Source organism: Rugamonas rivuli (assembly GCF_009380165.1).
In the GTDB taxonomy this organism is placed as follows: Bacteria; Pseudomonadota; Gammaproteobacteria; order Burkholderiales; family Burkholderiaceae_D; genus Rugamonas; species Rugamonas rivuli.
In genome coordinates, this window is the sequence record NZ_WHUF01000007.1 from 336,049 (window position 1) to 352,849 (window position 16,801).

A 16,801-nucleotide genomic window follows, 5' to 3' on the forward strand; every position below is an offset into this window, starting at 1 on the left:
GAATATGATGGCCGCCTTGCTGATGTTGATACCGATCGGACTATACTTCGCCTACCGCAGCCCGCTGTGGTGCATCCTGCGTTCGCTCCCCAGCTGCAACGAGGATTTCGTACTGTTCTGAGGACCGCTTGAACCGCAAACTGATCATCTTCGATTTCGACGGCACGCTGGCCGACACCCTGCCGGTATTCGTCGACGTGTTCGACCAGGCCGCCGACAAATATGGCTTCAAGCGCATGGACCGCAGCCGCACGCAGGCGCTGCGCCGGCGTCGCCCGCGAGCACACGCTGCTGGTCGGTGACGAAATCCGCGACGCCAAGGTCTCGGCCGAAGCCGGCATCGATTTCGGCGCCGTGGCCTGGGGCTTCAATACGGTCGACGCGCTGATGGCGCAAAACCCCTGCCGGATGTTCCGCGCCGCCGGGGACTTGCTGGAGCACTGATTTCGTCTGTCGCGGGAAAATGCATTTCATGCCCTTGTTTCAACATTCCAGCGCAATTCGCACGCGCCGGGGCGGGCGCCGGCCTACAGTGCATGCTCACCATTTTTCCTGATAGGCCTAGAACATGACAACCGCAACCACCCGTATCGGCGTCGCCAGCGCCCTGTTGTTTTCCCTGATCCTGGGCACGGCCCAAGCCCAGTCCGGCGGCGCCGCGCCCGACCTGGCCGGCCGCCGCGAAGCGTTGAACAGCCTGATCAAGGAGCAGTGGGAATACACGATGCGCTCCAGCCCGGAATGGGCGTCGCTGCTGGGCGACAAGCGCTACAACGACAAATGGTCCGACTTCTCGCAGGCCGGCATCGACAGCGATCTGAAAATCACCGCCGATTTCCTCAAGCGTTTCGAAGCGGTGGACACCAGCGGCTTCCCGCTGCAGGAACAGCTGAACCGCGACCTGATGGTGCGCCAGCTGCGCCAGAACGTCGACGGCGGCCGCTTCAAGGAATGGGAGATGCCGCTGGCGCAAAACTCCGGCATCCACATCGATGCGCCGCAGCTGGTGTCGGCGCTGCCGTTCGAGACCGTCAAGGACTATGAGGACTACATCGTCCGCCTGCACACGCTGCCCAAGCTGTTCGACGAGACCCGCGCACAGATGGAAAAAGGCGTGCAGGACAAGCTGATGCCGCCGAAATTCCTGATCCCGAAAATCGTCAAGCAGTGCGAGGACGTGGCCGCGATGAAGCCGGCCGATTCGCCGTTCGCCGAGCCGCTGAAAAAATTCCCGAAAGAGTTTTCGGACGCCGACAAGGCGCGCCTGAGCAAGGAAGTGCTGGCGGCGGTGCAGAAGGACGTGATCCCGGCCTACAAGAAGCTGGCCGTCTACACCAAGACCAGGTATGCGCCTTACGGCCGCAAGGACGTCGGCATGTGGTCGCTGCCGGATGGCGTGGCGCGCTATTCGTACAAGGCCAAGTCCTCGACCACCACCGAGATGTCGCCGGAAGAGATCCATCAACTGGGCCTGTCCGAAGTCAAGCGCATCGAATCGCAGATGCTGGCGACGGCGCAGAAGCTGGGCTACAAGGATCTGAAGAGCTTCAACAAGGCGGTGGCCGCCAAGCCGGAGCTGCATCCGAAATCGCGCCAGGAAATCATCGACCTGTACCAGAAATATACGGACCAGATGTACACCCAGCTGTCGCAGCAGTTCGGCGTGCTGCCCAAGGGTAAAGTGGAAATCAAGCCGGTCGAGGAATTCCGCGAGAAGGGCGCGTCGGCCGCCGCCTACATGAGCGGTTCGCCGGACGGCAAGCGTCCCGGCCGCGTGATGGTCAACACCGGCGATTTCGCGCACCGCTCGACCATCGACATCGAGACCACCGCGCTGCACGAAGGCGTGCCGGGCCACCACATGCAGCTGACCATCGCGCAGGAGATCGAAGGCTTGCCGACCTTCCGCCAGCAGGGCAACTACACGGCCTATGCCGAAGGCTGGGCGCTGTATTCGGAGCGTCTGGGCGAGGAGCTGGGCTTCTACAAAGACCCTTACAGCTACTACGGCCATTTGCAGGATGAGATGCTGCGCGCGATCCGGCTGGTGGTGGACACCGGCCTGCACTACAAGAAGTGGAGCCGCCAGCAGGTGGTGGACTTCTTCCACGACCACTCGGGCATCGAGGAAGTGGAAGTGCAGAGCGAGACCGACCGCTACATCGTGTGGCCGGGCCAGGCGCTGGGCTACAAGATCGGCCAGCTGAAGATCCTTGAGCTGCGCGACTATGCCCGCAAGGAACTGGGCGCCGGCTTCGACATCCGCAGCTTCCACGACCAGGTGCTGGGCGCGGGCGCGCTGCCGATGGATGTGCTGGAATCGCACATCAAGGATTGGGTCAGCGCCGAGAAGCTGAAGCAGACCCGCGTTACCGCGGCGCAGTAAGGGTTCAGGGCAGCGAGCTTGCCCTGACAGTCGCAACGCTGTTGGCCTGTGCGCGGGCCAACAGCGTTTCATTCTCATGCTGGATATCCATTCGCATCGCGTTGGCGTCGGTGTAGGCGCCGTTGGTACCGAACAGCATGTTATCCACGCGCCAGCCGGCGTCTTCCAATTTCAGCACGAAGCGTATCTGGCGCTGGTAATTCTTGCCCTGGACGGGGAAGACATTGAAGGAGGCATCGACGCGTGCCTTGCCGGCGTGGACCGCCTTGAAGCCGGCCTTGTTGAAGTCCAGGCCGGGCGCGGTTTCCTGGGCGTCCAGCAGGACATCGCCATCGGCGTCATAGCCGCAGATTTCATCGTTACGCGCCAGTTTGCCGCACAACTCGTGATTGGTGGCCAGCAGGGCTTCGAGTTCCGCCGAGTAGAACGATCCAGCCGGCGGCGTGCGCCGGGCAGGGGTGGACAGGTAGCCCTTGTAGAAATTCGTGATGAAATCGACCTGGTCCTGCTCGGCTCGTGCCTTGTAGGCCAGCAGTGAGGCAACCCCTATCGTCGTCGCGCCCAACAGTGCGGCAAGCGGCAAAACATACTTTTGATTGATACGCATGGCAGGCTCCAAGGACTATGCATCACTGCATTGTCCTTGGAGCTGGGCTGGGATGACTTGCCCCTAATCAAGAGGCGATGAACAGACGGCTTACTTCAGCAACGGCACCAGGTACTTGCCGGTCACGCTGGCAGGGTTGGCCGCCACGTCTTCCGGCGTGCCGGCGGCGATGATCTTGCCGCCGCCCGCGCCGCCTTCCGGTCCCAGGTCGACGATCCAGTCGGCCGTCTTGATCACGTCCAGATTGTGCTCGATGATGACCAGCGTGTTGCCCTGGTCGCGCAGACGGTGGATCACCTTCAGCAGCAAATCGATATCGTGGAAGTGCAGGCCGGTGGTCGGCTCGTCCAGGATGTACAGGGTGCGGCCGGTATCGCGCTTGGACAGCTCCAGCGACAGCTTGACGCGCTGCGCCTCGCCGCCCGACAGCGTGGTCGCACTCTGGCCCAGCTTGATGTAGCCCAGGCCCACGTCCAGCAGCGTGTGCAGCTTGCGCGCGATCAGCGGCACCGGCTTGAAGAACTCGTGCGCATCTTCGACGGTCATGTCGAGGATCTCGGTGATGTTCTTGCCCTTGTACTGCACTTCCAGCGTTTCGCGGTTGTAGCGCTTGCCGTGGCAGACGTCGCACGGCACATACACGTCCGGCAGGAAGTGCATCTCGACCTTGATCACGCCATCGCCCTGGCAGGCTTCGCAGCGGCCACCCTTGACGTTGAACGAGAAGCGCCCGGCGCTGTAGCCGCGTTCCTTGGCGGTCGGCACGGTCGCGAACAGGTCGCGGATCGGCGTGAACAGGCCGGTGTAGGTGGCGGGATTCGAACGCGGCGTGCGGCCGATCGGCGCCTGGTCGACGGCGATCACCTTGTCGAAGTGTTCCAGGCCGCTGATGGAATCGTGCGGCGACGGCTCGGTCTGCGAGCCGTACAGGTGGCGCGACAGCGCCGGATACAGCGTGTCGTTGATCAGCGAGGACTTGCCGGAACCGGACACGCCGGTCACGCAAGTCATCAGGCCGACCGGCAGGTGCAGGTTGACCTTCTTCAGGTTGTTGCCGGTGGCGCCGGTGATGACCAGCTGCTTGTCTTCGTTGGCCACGTGGCGCTGCTTCGGCACGGCGATCTTCAGCGTGCCTTTCAGGTACTGGGCCGTCAGCGAATTCTTGTTCTTCAGGATGTCCTGCAAAGTGCCCTGGGCGATGACGTCGCCGCCGTGCACGCCGGCGCCCTTGCCCATGTCGACGATGTAGTCGGCGGTGCGGATCGCGTCTTCGTCGTGCTCCACCACCAGCACGCTGTTGCCGATGTCGCGCAGGTGCTTCAGCGTTTCGATCAGGCGGTCGTTGTCGCGCTGGTGCAGGCCGATCGACGGTTCGTCGAGCACGTACATCACGCCGGTCAGGCCGGAGCCGATCTGCGAGGCCAGGCGGATGCGCTGCGCTTCGCCGCCGGACAGCGTGTCGGCGCTGCGGTCCAGCGACAGGTAGTCGAGGCCGACGTTGTTGAGGAATTGCAGGCGCGAGATGATTTCCTTGACCACGCGGTCGGCGATCTCTTTCTTCGCGCCCTTCAGCTTGAGCTGTTCGAAGAAGGACAGCGTATCGCGCAAAGGCTTCTCGGCGATCTCGTAGATGGCCTTCTCCTGCTTGCCGGTGCCGACCTTGACGAAGCGCGCTTCCACCCGCAGGCGCGCGCCGTGGCAGGACGGGCACTGCTTCTCGTTGATGAACTTGGCCAGTTCTTCCTTGACCGCCATCGAATCGGTCTCGCGGTAGCGGCGCGCCAGGTTGGTGACCACGCCTTCGAACGCGTGTTCCTTGACCACGGTGCGGCCGCGCTCGTTGACGTAGGTGAACGGGATGTTGGTCTTGCCCGAGCCGTGCAGGATCACTTCCTGCGCGGTCTTGGGCAACTGCTCGTACGGCAGGTCCAGGTCGAACTCGTAGTAGGCCGCCAGGTTGGACAGCATCTGGAAATAGAACTGGTTGCGGCGGTCCCAGCCCTTGACCGCGCCGGAAGCCAGCGACAAATTCGGGAAGGCGACGATGCGCTTGGGATCGAAGAACTCGATGTGGCCGAGGCCGTCGCATTCCGGGCAGGCGCCCATCGGGTTGTTGAACGAGAACAGGCGCGGTTCCAGCTCCTGCAGCGAATAACCGCACTCGTTGCAGGCGAACTTGCTGGAGTAGACGTGCTCGGTGCCGCTGTCCATTTCCAGCGCCACCGCGCGGCCGTCGGCCAGGCGCAGCGCGGTTTCGAAGCTCTCGGCCAGGCGCTGCTTGATGTCGGCGCTGACCTTGACGCGGTCGATCACCACATCGATGGTGTGCTTCTCGGTTTTCTTCAGCTTGGGCAGGTCGTCCACTTCGTAGATCTTGGCGTCGTGGGTGCCGCTCTGCACGCGGAAGCGCACGAAGCCTTGGGCCTGCATCTGCTCGAACAGGTCGGAGTGCTCGCCCTTGCGGTTGGCGACGACCGGCGCCAGGATCATCAGCTTGGTCGCTTCCGGCATGGCCAGCACGGCGTCGACCATCTGCGACACGGTTTGCGCGGCCAGCGCGTGGTCCGGGTGGTTGATGCAGTAGGGCGTGCCGACGCGCGCGTACAACAGGCGCAGGTAGTCGTGGATCTCGGTGACGGTGCCGACCGTCGAACGCGGATTGTGCGAGGTGGCTTTCTGCTCGATCGAGATGGCCGGCGACAGGCCTTCGATCAGGTCGACGTCGGGCTTTTCCATCAGTTGCAGGAACTGGCGGGCGTAGGCCGACAGCGATTCCACATAGCGGCGCTGGCCCTCGGCGTACAGCGTATCGAAAGCCAGCGAGGACTTACCGGAGCCGGACAGGCCGGTAATCACGATGAGCTTGTTGCGCGGCAGGTCGAGGTTGATGTTTTTGAGGTTGTGCGTGCGTGCGCCGCGGATGCGGATCTGTTCCATGGATTTTTTGCCTTTCGGGTCAACCCGCTACTATAGCTGGGTTTGAATATATGCGCCGACCTTGCGCCAGATCGAACTTGGGCGTCGCGGCACTGTATATAATACCAGTATTTTCTTGAGCAGCTGAAATGGAAATTTTGGCGGGCGGCTGGCCCGTTCGACTATAATCGCTGTTTGCGCATCACATAAACAGCCCGCTTGAGGCGGCCGCCGTTACTCAGGAGTTTCATACATGGCATCAGTCAACAAAGTCATCATCGTCGGCAATCTGGGTCGCGATCCGGAAATTCGCTACATGCCTAGCGGTGACGCGATCGCCAACATTGCTGTGGCGACATCGTACAAATCGAAAGACCGCAACACCGGCGAGCAGAAAGAGCTCACCGAATGGCACCGTATTTCCTTCTTCGGCCGCCTGGCCGAGATCGTTGGTCAATACCTGAAAAAAGGTTCGTCGGTCTACGTCGAAGGCCGCCTGCAGACCCGCAAGTACACCGATAAGGACGGCGTCGAGAAATACGCGACCGACATCATCGCCGAGCAGATGCAAATGCTGGGTGGCCGTCAAGGCATGGGCGGCGACGCCGGCATGGACGACGGCGGCGGCTACGACGCCCCGCCACAGCAGCAGCGCCAGGCGCCGGCTCCGCGTCCGCAGATGGCGGCACCGGCACCGGCACCAGCCCCGCGCCCGGCCCCGCGTCCGGCGCCGAACTTCTCGGACATGGATGACGACATCCCGTTCTAAGAACGTATCTGTCGCAGGGTAGCCACCAGAACCCCATAACTCTTGCAGTTATGGGGTTTTTTGTTGCTTGCGTCGTCAGGATATAAGCAATGTGACAATTATTGAGAATATAAGGTCTTCTTTCGGCGCAATATTTACGTCACCGCGTACACAATAACAAGGAGAAGCGAAATGTGGTGCTTAAAATTGTTGGGTACGATTGCAGCCGTCTTAGTCCTTCAAGCCTCCATGTGCCCGGCCTTGGCACAATCCATTGATACTGCATCGCGGTTTTCTTTGCTCGTTGAGAACGATATGTGGGGCCAGCCGGTCTCCTCGGATCGCAGCTACACGATGGGGGTGTCGCTGGGCTGGATGACGAAAGCCGAAGGACCGTCAAGCAATCTTTGGGTGAACTCGCTGGAAAAGCTGAATGGAGTTCTGGGTGGCGTTGCGCGGCCAGTCGGACGCGATGATCCGGTCGCCTGGCTGCTTGCAGAAAGCGCCTTCACGCCGCAAAACATCACGACGAAGGAGCCTATCCCTAACGATCGCCCGTTCGCCTCGCTGCTGTATGGCGGCCCCTCATACTGGGTTCCCGGGCCGGACGGCCAGATTCGCGAAACGCAACTCTATTTCGGCGTGCTCGGCCTGGGCCTCGGCCGGGTGGTGCAGACGAAGATCCACGAACGCTGCTGCCCGGATCGCCTACCGCAAGGATGGGACAACCAGATTGGCAACGGCGGTGCGCCAACCTTTCTCTACCATGTGAAGAACATCGTCCCGGTCGGCCAGGGCTGGTCGGATCATGCCAAATTCAATGTCTCGGGCGGCTATGAGTTCGGCTACCTGACCCGCTTGATGGCAGGCGCCTCGTTCGTCTATGGCCTGGAGCCAGCCGACATGCGCAATGTCTACCTGATGACTTTTGCCAACCCGACTTCGAATCTGAAGTCGCTGTCGGCAAACGAAAGGCCCCAGGCTGGCAAAGGCTTCGCTCTCTGGCTCGATGTTGAATTGAGCGCGATAGCCTATAACCAGCTGTTGCAAGGCGCATGGGCGGGGGACAATCGGGTTCGCATTCCGCATCACGAAGTCGCGCCTGTCGTGGCCAAGGTCAATGCAGGTGCCGAGCTGACCTTCCTGTTCAGGACGCTGGGCATCTGGAACCAGTCGGGAAGCCGGCTTTACTGGACGCAGTCATGGCGCTCGCGCGATCTGCGGCATAACAACGAGACCAAGCATTTCTGGGGTGGTTTCATCTATACCACGCCGATCTGAGATCGACCTGGCGGATCTGCTTGATCGAAGAGCGCCGCCACTACTAGAGCGCCTTCCTCGGTTGAATTAGGCCATGCGTGAGACATCAATGCCGATGAACTTCGGGCGCCATTTGTAGAACGTGGGGTTGCTGAATGGCGCAACTCAGGTTGGGAGAACCACCTGGGGGAATTCTATTTTTAAATGCGATCAGTTGGTGGTGGATTAGCGATCAGTTCAACGGGCGCGGTGGTGGGTGTGTCCTAGCGCCAGTATTGTGACAGACGGCTACCAGTCGTTGTTTATTCTCCACTGTTATTTTTGGTGAGTTTTCCGCAGTAGGGACTTGCTATTGTTACCCTCCCCCCAGTGAATGTTAATCCACCAACGAGCAGTTCAATTGTGAGGAGCACATCATGACGATCTTTGCATCAAGCCCAGTTCAAGACGTGACGTTTGGCCAGGCCCTGAACATTTCACTGAACAATTACTACGACTTGCTCAAAGAGCAGGTCGGCTCCCTCAAGAGCGAAGAGCGACTTCAGCTGAAGTTAGTTGCGGATACGATTGATTTGTCTGAAGAGAAGAAGGCCTCTCAGGGCGGATACGAATGGTTTTCTTATTACAATCTTCTCAACCGCTCTGATAAGGGAATTCAGCCAGTTCCTGTTGCGGGCGAAATCCAAGTGAGCCTTGCGCAACTATCGAGCGTGTATGGTTCCTTTCTTCGGAAGTTGCGCAGCTATGCTGTAATGAAAGTGCTCTCTGATCAAGAGCAAAATAGAGTCAAAGAAATCGATCTTCAAATCGATACGATCAAAGATGACGCCTTAAATCTTTATCTCTTAGATCGCGAAAAATGGGCGCGAGTTGCGCCGGCAATGGGGTATTCCGTCGGAGACAACGATGCCTATGTTCAGTGGAGTGGCCAGTACGGTCACATACGCATGATCGAAAAGAAGAACAGCGAAATCCGAAACCTGCAATTTGAACAGCAAACAATCCTGGCAAAACAATACCCGGATGCGGACGATCAAGACATCGTAGCCGCAGACACTGACTATCATAATCCGCTAATGCGGCTGCGCTATCCAGTCTGGCCTGATTATAAATACAAGAATGGCGATGAGTTTTCTCCGTCATATTTGGCGATGCTTCCCCTTGGTTCCACCGCGCTTTTTGACGACAGGTACGTCGCAACTTTTGACAAGACGTTGACGACCATCAAGGGGGCGGGCAGCGGGAACTTCATCGGAGAGTTTAGCAAGACTACATCTGAATCGTCTTCCATCACAACCGACTGGTCCGGTTCGGGAAGTGGTGGATATGCGTTTATTCGCGTCAGTGCCTCCGTCTCAGATCACACAAAAATCCAAAGCGATTTTTCGAAAGCTACAACTATAAAACTCGGCGCTGACAGCGCAACGCGCATCAACATTGCTTTCCCGTCCTGGTTCAATCCGACTCTGTTCGAACACCGGCATGTCAAAGAGAATCCACATGAATTCGAAGAGTTCTTTGGCAAACAAGGATCACTTCTCTTTTACCCAACGGCGCTCATTGTGATTCGAGGGTTTTCGGTCGAATTCTCATCGTCGCAGGATTGGTCATACGATTACGAACATCGCTTTAGTGCTTCCGGTGGCGGAGGGTTTAGTGCATTTGGAATTCCTTTCGGGGCATCTGCTGATTACAGTTCCTCTGTAAAAGAACACCAAGTTGATCAAAGTAAGACTAGTTTGAAATTCAAGGATGATAAGGACACTATTCGTTTTGTCGGTTATGCCGTGAAGAAAAATACTGTCTTCGAAAAAGCAGTTTCTGTGAAGCTCGCGAAACTGTTCGGGTAGGAGCCATGTTCTGTCCGATACGATGGCTAACGCTTGTTCCCTTACTGGTGTCGCTGGGGGGGTGTGCGTCAGTTGTTTTACCACTGTGTCCAGCGGTTGCCAAGAAGAGTTACGAGCCGAATGCTCCCTCTAGCGCAATCAACAGATTTGCTGCGCTCCAGGCAGAAAGCAGTAACCTTAAGGTTCGACAATTGTCCTTGTTCGCTGCAGAGGTGAGTGGTTTTTCTTCGTCTGTAGATTGGTATCGAGTCAATTATCGGTACATGCTATGCGCCCTCGATCCTAAGACGCAGAAGACTTTATTCAACGAGATTTATACTGCATGCATCAATCACGCGGACGATTGGATTGTCCGAACTAGTTCAGTTCAACCGGGCAATATCATGACAAGTGAAACGATGTTCTACGAGACATGTGTAAAGGAACGAGATTAGTTGTACTCCAACGCTCATCAACGGCCGAGCAAACGCACCACGTTGGGGAGATTGCCGAGCATGATTAATGCGTCATGTCTGCGGCGTCGATGGTATGGATATTGACAAGTAAGGACTGAGCATTGACGGAGTTGTTTTACCTTTACGCGGTACTCTACCGTTCTAAGGGGCGGCCACATCTCAGGTGTGAATCAATCCCTGCACTTCATTGGAGTTGCAGGGATTTTTTTTGGGATCGCTTAATCGATCATTTTCTCCTGTAGTAATATCGAAACTCTGCCTTGCCGAACCTGTGATGACGATGCGCGGACACTTCCTGTTGATGGCCTGCCTGCTGGGCGCCGCCGCCGGCGCGCGGCCGGCGGAGCTGGTCGTCATGGTGGACAGCACGGCCAATATGCCGATGGCGCTGGTTGAAAACGGCCGGCTGGTCGATGGCGTCCACAAGGAAATCGGCGAGACCCTGGCGCGGCACATGGGGCGCCAGGTGCGCTTCGTGATGCTGCCGCGTAAGCGGCTCGAAGCCGCGCTGCAAAACGGCGAGGCCGACATCCTGTGCGCCTACATGCCGGAGTGGATGACGGGCGACTATCTGTGGAGCCGGACCGTCTTCGCCACCGAGGAAGTGCTGATCACGGCGCGCAGCGCGCCCCGGCTGCATGCGGTCGCGGAGCTGAGCGGCAAGCCGGTGGGCACCATCCTGGGCTATCTGCATCCGGAGATGGATGCGCTGCTGGGCAAGGGCTTCGTGCGCGACAACGCACCGAATATGGAAAGCAATATGGAGAAGCTGGCGCACGGCCGCGTGCAGCACATTCTGATCACCCAGGTGGTGCTCGACTACTACCAGCGCATCCGCCGGCAACCGCTGGCCATTCATCCGCCGCTTTCTGTCGCCACCTTCACGACGCGCTGCGCGGTGTCGCGCAAGGGCCGTGTCGGCCTGGAGGAAGTCGACCGCGCCATCGGGCTGGCGGCCAGGGACGGCAGCCTCGCCAACCTGCCCGCGCACCCGCGCTGAGGCACCCGGCGCCTCTATATTTTCTCCACAATTCGCGGCGATAATGGGGCGCTCTCCACCCGATATCGAAAGGACGCACCATGTTACGCCTCGCTCCCCTTGCCTTGCTGCTGGCCGCCGCCGGCGCCTGCGCGCAGCAGCCGCCACCCAATCCGCCGAGCCAGCCGCAGGAGCATCGCGGCCCGCCGCAGGAAGCCTTCGACGCCTGCAAGGGCAAGAAGGAAGGCGACGCGGCGCAGATGAAGACGCCGCGCGGCGACGCCGTGGCCGGCACCTGCCGCATGGTGCTGGTGCCGTCCCGCGCGCCGGCCGAACGCACGCCGCCGCCGCGCGAACGCCAGCCCGCCAAGTAAGGCGGGCTGACGGCGGCTCAATGCCCTTCGGCGGCGCTGAACATGGTCTTGGCGTACACCAGGCCGAGGCCGTAGCCGCCGCCGTGGGCGATGGCGGTGGCCACCGTCTCGTTGTAGCTGTCGCCGCGCGCCCAGTCGCGCTGCAGTTCGAGCAGGTATTGCAGCGAGGTCATCGGGCGGGCGCCCAGCTGCACCATGCGTTCCACGGCGCGCTCGTGGGCTTCGTCGGAGACGTCGCCGCTGGCGTCGGTGATGACGTAGACTTCGAAGCCCTGGTCCAGCGCCGACAGCGCGGGGCCGACGATGCACACCGAGGTCCACAGGCCGGCCAGCACGATCTTGCCGCGGCCGATGGCGTTGACGCGCTCGGCGATGCGCGGGTCTTCCCAGGTGTTCATGGTGGTGCGGTCGATGGCGGCCTGGCCGGGGAAGACCGACTGGATTTCATCGAAGATCGGGCCGGAGAACGATTTCTCGGCCACCGTGGTCAGGATGGTCGGCACCTGGAAACCCTTGGCGGCCTTGGCCACCAGGGCGGCGTTGTTGCGCAGCTGGACCGGGTCGATGGACTTGGTGGCGAACGCCATTTGCGACTGGTGGTCGATCATGATCAGCGTGTGGTTGCTTGGGTCCAGCAGGGTGCGGCCTGGTTGGGCGATGGCGGTTGGCATAGTACTCTCCTTGATGTTCAATAATTTCGATTGGGTTGTGTGCGCGAATCTCAGTGTTCCGTGCTGCTGGAATGAAGTATCCGCCACCTGCGCCGAAAATAAAAACGGAAAACTTTGCGCAATATGTTCGAAAATTTCGATCATCCGCCGCCGCGCTACCTATTTGCAACACTCCGAGGGCGGCTGTTCAGCTGAAAGCGACTTCGTGTAATACTGGACCGACGCGCGAGTTCGCTATGGGGGCAGGGTGATGTCTGCATCGGAAACACGTTCATATGCCGCTGCCGCCGGCGAGGCGGCCCAGGCCGAGCAGCAGCTGCAAACGCTGCGCGAGTGCCTGATGGCGCATGAGATGGTGCACTTTTCCTCGCTGCTGCAACAACTGGCCTCGGCCCGGCTCAACGCCTCGCAGGCGCTGGAGCTGGAAGCGTTCCAGCTGCTGGCGCGCGCGGCCGAGGCCGCGCTGGCGCCCGACGAGCTGCTGATGCCCGCCAAGAGCTTGCAGCTGCAGGCGCAGACCGAACAACATCCGCTGGCCCAGGCTGCCGCGCTGCGGGCGCTGCACTGGGTGCAGATGCGCATGCGCCTGCACCACGCGGCGCTCGACAGCCTGGCCAAGGCGGCCGAGCTGTACGAACGCTGCGCGCTGCCGCGCCTGGTCACGCAGATGCGCGCGGCCCGCTGCCGCGTCATGCTCAGCGCGGAGATGCACCTGGAGTTGCAGCAGTTTTGCCGCGAGATGCTGGAGCAGCCCGGCGCGCTGGCGCCGCCCATCCACGTGATGCTGCTCGATTACGCGGCCTCGGCCGCCTACTACCTGGCGCTGGAAGAGGGCGACGACGACGGCGCCGCCGCGCTGTGGCGCGATTGCCTGGCGCGGCGCGAGCTGGTGCTGCGGCGCGCGCGCGAACACGGCCTCGACTCGCAGGAATGCCTGGCGCTGCTGAACCTGTCCATGGTGACGGCCACCTGCGAGCGGGCCGCCGACTGCCGCGACTACATGGGGCAGCTGCGCGCCAAGTTCGGCCGCGACGGCTACTGGGAACCGTGGCTGGCGCTGTGCACGCTGCTGGCGGACTGCGCCGACGCCGACGCCGATGGCGGCGCGCGCGCCCCCGCCTGGCGGGCGCTGCTGGCCTACGACGCCGGCCTGGCCGGCGACACGCTGGCCAGCGCGCGCCTGCGCGAAATTTCGCTGCAGGCGATCCGCCGCTACGGCCGCCGCTGGGGCCATCTGGAGCAAGCCTTGCAGGCGGCGATCCGCCAGGCGGCGATGGAGCGCCGCCACAAGCGCGAGCTGGCCACCTCGCTGGGCGAGACGCTGAGCGCGGTGATGGAGCGCCCGCAACTGCTGTACCAGAACGCCCTGCTGGCCCAGCACGGCACGGTGCTGGAAAACTCGCTGGTGCAGCGCAACCAGGAACTCAACAGCGCGCTGGCGACCTTGCGCCAGGAAGTGGCGGTGCGCCAGGCCACCGAGGAGGCGCTGCAGCTGGCGCACGACCGCCTGGAGCAGCAGGTGCGCGAGCGCACCGCCGACCTGGGCGAGGCGATGCGCTCGCTGATGCAGCAGGAAAAGCAGCTGGGCCTGTCGCGCATGGTGGTCGGCATGGCGCACGAACTCAATACGCCGCTGGGCAACGCCCGCGTCGCGGCCAGCGCCATCACGGCCCAGGCCCAGGACTTGCGGCGCGGCCTGGACGCCGGCGCGCTGCGCCGCAGCCAGCTCGAAGGCTTGCTCGACAGCGTCACCCAGGGCGGCGAGCTGGTCGACCGCGCGCTGCGCCAGATCGGCCGGCTGGTCGAGCGCTTCAAGGGCTTGTCCGGCCAGACCACCCAGGAGCCGGCCACGCGGTTCGACCTGGCCGACCGCCTGCGCTTTTGCGCCGGCAACTGGCGCCGCGGCCTGCAGGCGCGCGGCATCACGCTGACGCTGCACACGCCGGAGCAGCTGTGGTTGCACGGCTATCCGGGCACTTGCCAGGTGGTGTTCCAGCACTTGCTGGACAACTGCCTGCTGCACGCCTTCGCCCGCCATGCCGGCGGCGCCATCGTGGTCGAGGCGCGCGCCGGCGTCGACGCCGTGGTCATCGACTGGATCGACGACGGCTGCGGCATCGCGCCCGAGCACCTGTCGCAGGTGTTCGAGCCGTTCTACACCACCCAGCTGGGCCAGACCGGCACCGGCCTCGGCCTGGCCAGCGTGCACAGCATGGTGGTCGGCCTGATGAAGGGGCAAGTCACGCTGGACAGCGCGCCGCAGCGCGGCACGCGCGTGTCGCTGAGCCTGCCCTACGGCGAGGCGCCATGAGCCGGCGGCGCCGCCTGCTGGCCATGCTGCCGGCGCTGTTGCCGGCCTGGCTGCTGCCGGCCGCGCCGCCGTCGGCCGCCGCGCCGGTCGATGCGCTGCGGGTGGTGGCGGCCGACCTGCCGCCGTATGCGGTGGCGCAGGGCGGCGCCAGTCCGGGCTTGCTGGTGGAACTGGTGCAAGACCTGGCCCGCCGCCTCGGCACGCCGGTGACGGTGGAGTTCTATCCGTGGCAGCGGGCGCTGACCATGGCCACCGTGCTGCCCCGCATCGCCGTCATGCCCGTCACCCGCACGCCCGAGCGCGAGACGCTGTTCCGCTGGCTGGTCAAGCTGCACCAGCAGAACTTCGTGTTTGTCGCGCTGCACGGCGGCGTCGATGTGCGCGACCTGACCTTGCTGCGGCGCCAGCGCCTGGTGGTGCTGCGCGGCTCGCCGCACAAGCGCGTGCTGCAGGAGCTCGATTTCATCGATGTGGCCGAATGCTCGACCGTGCGCGAATGCATGCGCATGGTGAAGAAGGGCATCGCCGACGCCACCTACGGCGGCGAGGATGTGCACCGCAACGCCGCCGGCGCCGACGGCAACCGCGAGGCCGAGTTCGACTTCAGCCCGGTCTTCCGCAGCGGCGATATCTGGCTGGCCGGTTCGCTGGACTTCAGCGAGGACGATGGCCGCAAGTGGCGGGCGGCGCTGGAGTCGGCGCGCGCCGACGGCACGCTGGCGCGCATCCTGCGCAAGTACGGCCTGGCCGGCAACTGAGCGATCCCTGCGCGGCCACCGAGCGGCCATTGCGGCGGCCACCGCGCGGCGGCGCCTACTTCGCCGGCCTGGCGCGGCGGGCCTGGATTTCGGCGATCAGCTTGCGTTCCTTGTCGCTGGCCTTTTGCAGCAGCGCTTCGTGCTTGCGGCCCTGCTCGGCGTAGCCGGCCACCTCGGGCGGCACCGGCGTGTCGGGGTGCAGCTTGAAGCTGGCGTAGGCCGTCAGCAGGCACATCAACAGGGTGGTGACGACGTAGGCGACTATCCACAAGCCGGTCTGGCCGCGGCTGCGGTGCACGGCCTGGCACACCTGCTCGGCCTCGCGGGTGGCGGCGTGCAGCTGGCCCAGCAATCCGGCCACGGCGGCTTCGGCCGCCCCGCTGGCGGCGCGCGCCGCTTCCCGGGCCACGGCGTCGCGCTCGGCCGCGGCGCCGGCCTCGATGCGCACCGCTTCGGCGATGCGGGCGTCGATCTGGTTGAGGCTGATATGGGCCATGCGCACCAGCTTGTCGCAGCCGGCGATTTGCTTGGAAAAGTTTTGCAGCTCGGCGTGGAAGCGGTCGACCAGTGCGCCGTGGGCGTCGACCTTGTCGTTGAGCGTGTTGAAGAAATCGCCCTGCTCGTCTTGGTTCATGCGATGCGCCTCTCCGGTATCAGGATAGCCTTATTGTAAATTCAAGCTACAATAACGGCGTGAAAAAAATCCTGCTCATTTTGCTGCTGACAATCTTGCCTATCCAGTACTCCTGGTCGATGGCGGCCGTCTATTGCCAGCATGAGTCGGCCCCGGTCACGCATTTCGGCCACCATGGCCATCACCACCAGGCGCAGTCCGACGACGGCGCCGATCAAAGCAAGCCGGTCAAGGTCCACAGCGACTGCGAGGTGTGCCATCACGCGGTGCAGGCCTCGCTGCCCGGCGGCGCCGCGCTGGCGCTGGCCGTCGCGGTGGGCGGCCATGCGCCGCCGCTGCTGCCGCGCTATCTTTCCTATATCTCCGACGGGCCCGCGCGGCCCAATTGGCTGCTCGTCGCCTAGCGCGACGAGGCCCTCGCCCCTCTCTTTCTAGACGCCTGAGTCTCGTCGAATTCCTTTTCCTATTGTCTGGAGAATTCGATGTACAAGTATTTGCTGCCGCTCGTCGTAGCGGCATGGCCTGCCCATGCGCGGGCCGAAATCGAGCCGTCCGCGCCGCTCACGCTCAAGGCCGCGCTGGCCTTGGCCGGCGGCGCCAACCCCGGGCTGTCGGCCGCCCGCCATGAGCTGGGCGCGGTTGACGGCGCCGTGCGCCAGGCCGGCCTGCTGCCCAATCCGACGCTGTCGGTGGAACGCGTCGACACCCGGCGCGCGGAGGGCGACCGCCGCGAAACCACGCTGCTACTGAGCCAGCCGCTGGAGCTGGGCGGCAAGCGCGCCGCCCGCGTGCAGGCGGCCGAACGCGGTCGCGACGGCGCGGCGGCGGAGCTGGCGCTGCGCGAGGCCGAGC

General features: G+C 62.5%; 15 protein-coding genes and 1 pseudogene. 12 read left to right on the forward strand and 4 right to left on the reverse strand.

Translation table 11 applies throughout. The annotated features are described in order from the left end of the window. Window positions 1–128: 128 nt before the first annotated feature. The 3 genes from GEV01_RS31220 (at window position 129) to GEV01_RS25290 (ending at window position 2,386) form a co-directional block, all read left to right on the forward strand. On the forward strand, window positions 129–302 hold the full coding sequence (locus GEV01_RS31220) for an HAD hydrolase-like protein (protein ID WP_235914568.1): 174 nt from the start codon (window positions 129–131) through the stop codon (window positions 300–302). Continuing rightward, on the forward strand, window positions 223–444 hold the full coding sequence (locus GEV01_RS25285; protein ID WP_235914570.1) for an HAD hydrolase-like protein: 222 nt from the start codon (window positions 223–225) through the stop codon (window positions 442–444). Before GEV01_RS31220 ends, GEV01_RS25285 begins: the two co-directional genes overlap by 80 nt. A gap of 124 nt (window positions 445–568) precedes the next feature. Then, a complete protein-coding gene (locus GEV01_RS25290; RefSeq protein ID WP_152808294.1) occupies window positions 569–2,386 on the forward strand; it encodes a DUF885 domain-containing protein in 1,818 nt (605 codons plus the stop codon). 4 nt (window positions 2,387–2,390) lie between these two features. On the opposite strand, the gene GEV01_RS25295 is transcribed toward GEV01_RS25290, so the two are convergent. Both GEV01_RS25295 and uvrA read right to left on the reverse strand, forming a co-directional pair. Beyond that, complete coding sequence (locus tag GEV01_RS25295; protein ID WP_152808296.1) at window positions 2,391–2,993, reverse strand: hypothetical protein; 603 nt, start codon at window positions 2,991–2,993, stop codon at window positions 2,391–2,393. 90 nt (window positions 2,994–3,083) lie between these two features. Further along, window positions 3,084–5,930, reverse strand: coding sequence for an excinuclease ABC subunit UvrA (gene uvrA, locus GEV01_RS25300; RefSeq protein WP_152808298.1), 2,847 nt, complete (start codon window positions 5,928–5,930; stop codon window positions 3,084–3,086). A gap of 232 nt (window positions 5,931–6,162) precedes the next feature. On the opposite strand from uvrA, the gene ssb reads away from it, so the two are divergent. The 5 genes from ssb (at window position 6,163) to GEV01_RS25325 (ending at window position 11,575) form a co-directional block, all read left to right on the forward strand. Then, the gene (gene ssb, locus GEV01_RS25305) at window positions 6,163–6,678 is read left to right on the forward strand and encodes a single-stranded DNA-binding protein (RefSeq protein ID WP_152808300.1); all 516 of its coding nucleotides are present in this window, start codon (window positions 6,163–6,165) and stop codon (window positions 6,676–6,678) included. Window positions 6,679–6,906: 228 nt separating this feature from the next. Further along, window positions 6,907–7,938, forward strand: a complete 1,032-nt coding sequence (locus tag GEV01_RS25310) for a lipid A-modifier LpxR family protein (RefSeq protein WP_408014838.1) — start codon at window positions 6,907–6,909, stop codon at window positions 7,936–7,938. A 395-nt stretch (window positions 7,939–8,333) separates the two neighbouring features. Then, window positions 8,334–9,767: a hypothetical protein gene (locus tag GEV01_RS25315; protein WP_152808303.1), complete on the forward strand. Its 1,434-nt coding sequence runs from the start codon at window positions 8,334–8,336 to the stop codon at window positions 9,765–9,767. 729 nt (window positions 9,768–10,496) lie between these two features. Further along, window positions 10,497–11,222, forward strand: a complete 726-nt coding sequence (locus GEV01_RS25320) for a substrate-binding periplasmic protein (RefSeq protein ID WP_152808305.1) — start codon at window positions 10,497–10,499, stop codon at window positions 11,220–11,222. An 80-nt stretch (window positions 11,223–11,302) separates the two neighbouring features. After that, the gene (locus GEV01_RS25325) at window positions 11,303–11,575 is read left to right on the forward strand and encodes a hypothetical protein (protein ID WP_175023215.1); all 273 of its coding nucleotides are present in this window, start codon (window positions 11,303–11,305) and stop codon (window positions 11,573–11,575) included. 17 nt (window positions 11,576–11,592) lie between these two features. Here GEV01_RS25325 and GEV01_RS25330 read toward each other — a convergent pair whose 3' ends face one another. Next, on the reverse strand, window positions 11,593–12,246 hold the full coding sequence (locus tag GEV01_RS25330) for a hydrolase (RefSeq protein WP_152808307.1): 654 nt from the start codon (window positions 12,244–12,246) through the stop codon (window positions 11,593–11,595). Between the two features lie 250 nt (window positions 12,247–12,496). Here GEV01_RS25330 and GEV01_RS25335 point away from each other — a divergent pair, with 250 nt between their 5' ends. Both GEV01_RS25335 and GEV01_RS25340 read left to right on the forward strand, forming a co-directional pair. Continuing rightward, the gene (locus GEV01_RS25335; protein ID WP_152808309.1) at window positions 12,497–14,557 is read left to right on the forward strand and encodes a sensor histidine kinase; all 2,061 of its coding nucleotides are present in this window, start codon (window positions 12,497–12,499) and stop codon (window positions 14,555–14,557) included. Continuing rightward, window positions 14,554–15,315, forward strand: a complete 762-nt coding sequence (locus tag GEV01_RS25340; protein ID WP_152808311.1) for a substrate-binding periplasmic protein — start codon at window positions 14,554–14,556, stop codon at window positions 15,313–15,315. The genes GEV01_RS25335 and GEV01_RS25340 overlap by 4 nt, the downstream gene beginning before the upstream one ends. 55 nt (window positions 15,316–15,370) lie before the next feature. Here the strand turns inward: GEV01_RS25340 and GEV01_RS25345 are convergent, their stop codons facing one another. Beyond that, window positions 15,371–15,949 (reverse strand): hypothetical protein, encoded by a 579-nt coding sequence (locus tag GEV01_RS25345; RefSeq protein WP_152808312.1) that lies wholly within the window; start codon window positions 15,947–15,949, stop codon window positions 15,371–15,373. Between the two features lie 80 nt (window positions 15,950–16,029). Here GEV01_RS25345 and GEV01_RS25350 point away from each other — a divergent pair, with 80 nt between their 5' ends. Together GEV01_RS25350 and GEV01_RS25355 are read left to right on the forward strand one after the other, a co-directional pair. After that, entirely contained in the window at window positions 16,030–16,353 is a 324-nt protein-coding gene (locus GEV01_RS25350) for a hypothetical protein (protein ID WP_235914572.1), read from the forward strand. A gap of 78 nt (window positions 16,354–16,431) precedes the next feature. Beyond that, window positions 16,432–16,801, forward strand: a pseudogene (locus GEV01_RS25355) (TolC family protein); the annotation flags it as partial.

Excerpts from the sequence above, each read along its gene's own strand:
- GEV01_RS25310 (WP_408014838.1), top strand. The coding sequence starts at position 6,907 with ATGTGCCCGGCCTTGGCACAATCCATTGATACTGCATCGCGGTTTTCT.
- GEV01_RS25335 (WP_152808309.1), top strand. The coding sequence starts at position 12,497 with ATGTCTGCATCGGAAACACGTTCATATGCCGCTGCCGCCGGCGAGGCG.
- GEV01_RS25290 (WP_152808294.1), top strand. The coding sequence starts at position 569 with ATGACAACCGCAACCACCCGTATCGGCGTCGCCAGCGCCCTGTTGTTT.
- GEV01_RS25320 (WP_152808305.1), top strand. The coding sequence starts at position 10,497 with ATGACGATGCGCGGACACTTCCTGTTGATGGCCTGCCTGCTGGGCGCC.
- GEV01_RS25340 (WP_152808311.1), top strand. The coding sequence starts at position 14,554 with ATGAGCCGGCGGCGCCGCCTGCTGGCCATGCTGCCGGCGCTGTTGCCG.
- GEV01_RS25345 (WP_152808312.1), bottom strand. The coding sequence starts at position 15,949 with ATGAACCAAGACGAGCAGGGCGATTTCTTCAACACGCTCAACGACAAG.
- ssb (WP_152808300.1), top strand. The coding sequence starts at position 6,163 with ATGGCATCAGTCAACAAAGTCATCATCGTCGGCAATCTGGGTCGCGAT.
- GEV01_RS25295 (WP_152808296.1), bottom strand. The coding sequence starts at position 2,993 with ATGCGTATCAATCAAAAGTATGTTTTGCCGCTTGCCGCACTGTTGGGC.
- uvrA (WP_152808298.1), bottom strand. The coding sequence starts at position 5,930 with ATGGAACAGATCCGCATCCGCGGCGCACGCACGCACAACCTCAAAAAC.
- GEV01_RS25285 (WP_235914570.1), top strand. The coding sequence starts at position 223 with ATGGCTTCAAGCGCATGGACCGCAGCCGCACGCAGGCGCTGCGCCGGC.
- GEV01_RS25330 (WP_152808307.1), bottom strand. The coding sequence starts at position 12,246 with ATGCCAACCGCCATCGCCCAACCAGGCCGCACCCTGCTGGACCCAAGC.
- GEV01_RS25325 (WP_175023215.1), top strand. The coding sequence starts at position 11,303 with ATGTTACGCCTCGCTCCCCTTGCCTTGCTGCTGGCCGCCGCCGGCGCC.
- GEV01_RS25315 (WP_152808303.1), top strand. The coding sequence starts at position 8,334 with ATGACGATCTTTGCATCAAGCCCAGTTCAAGACGTGACGTTTGGCCAG.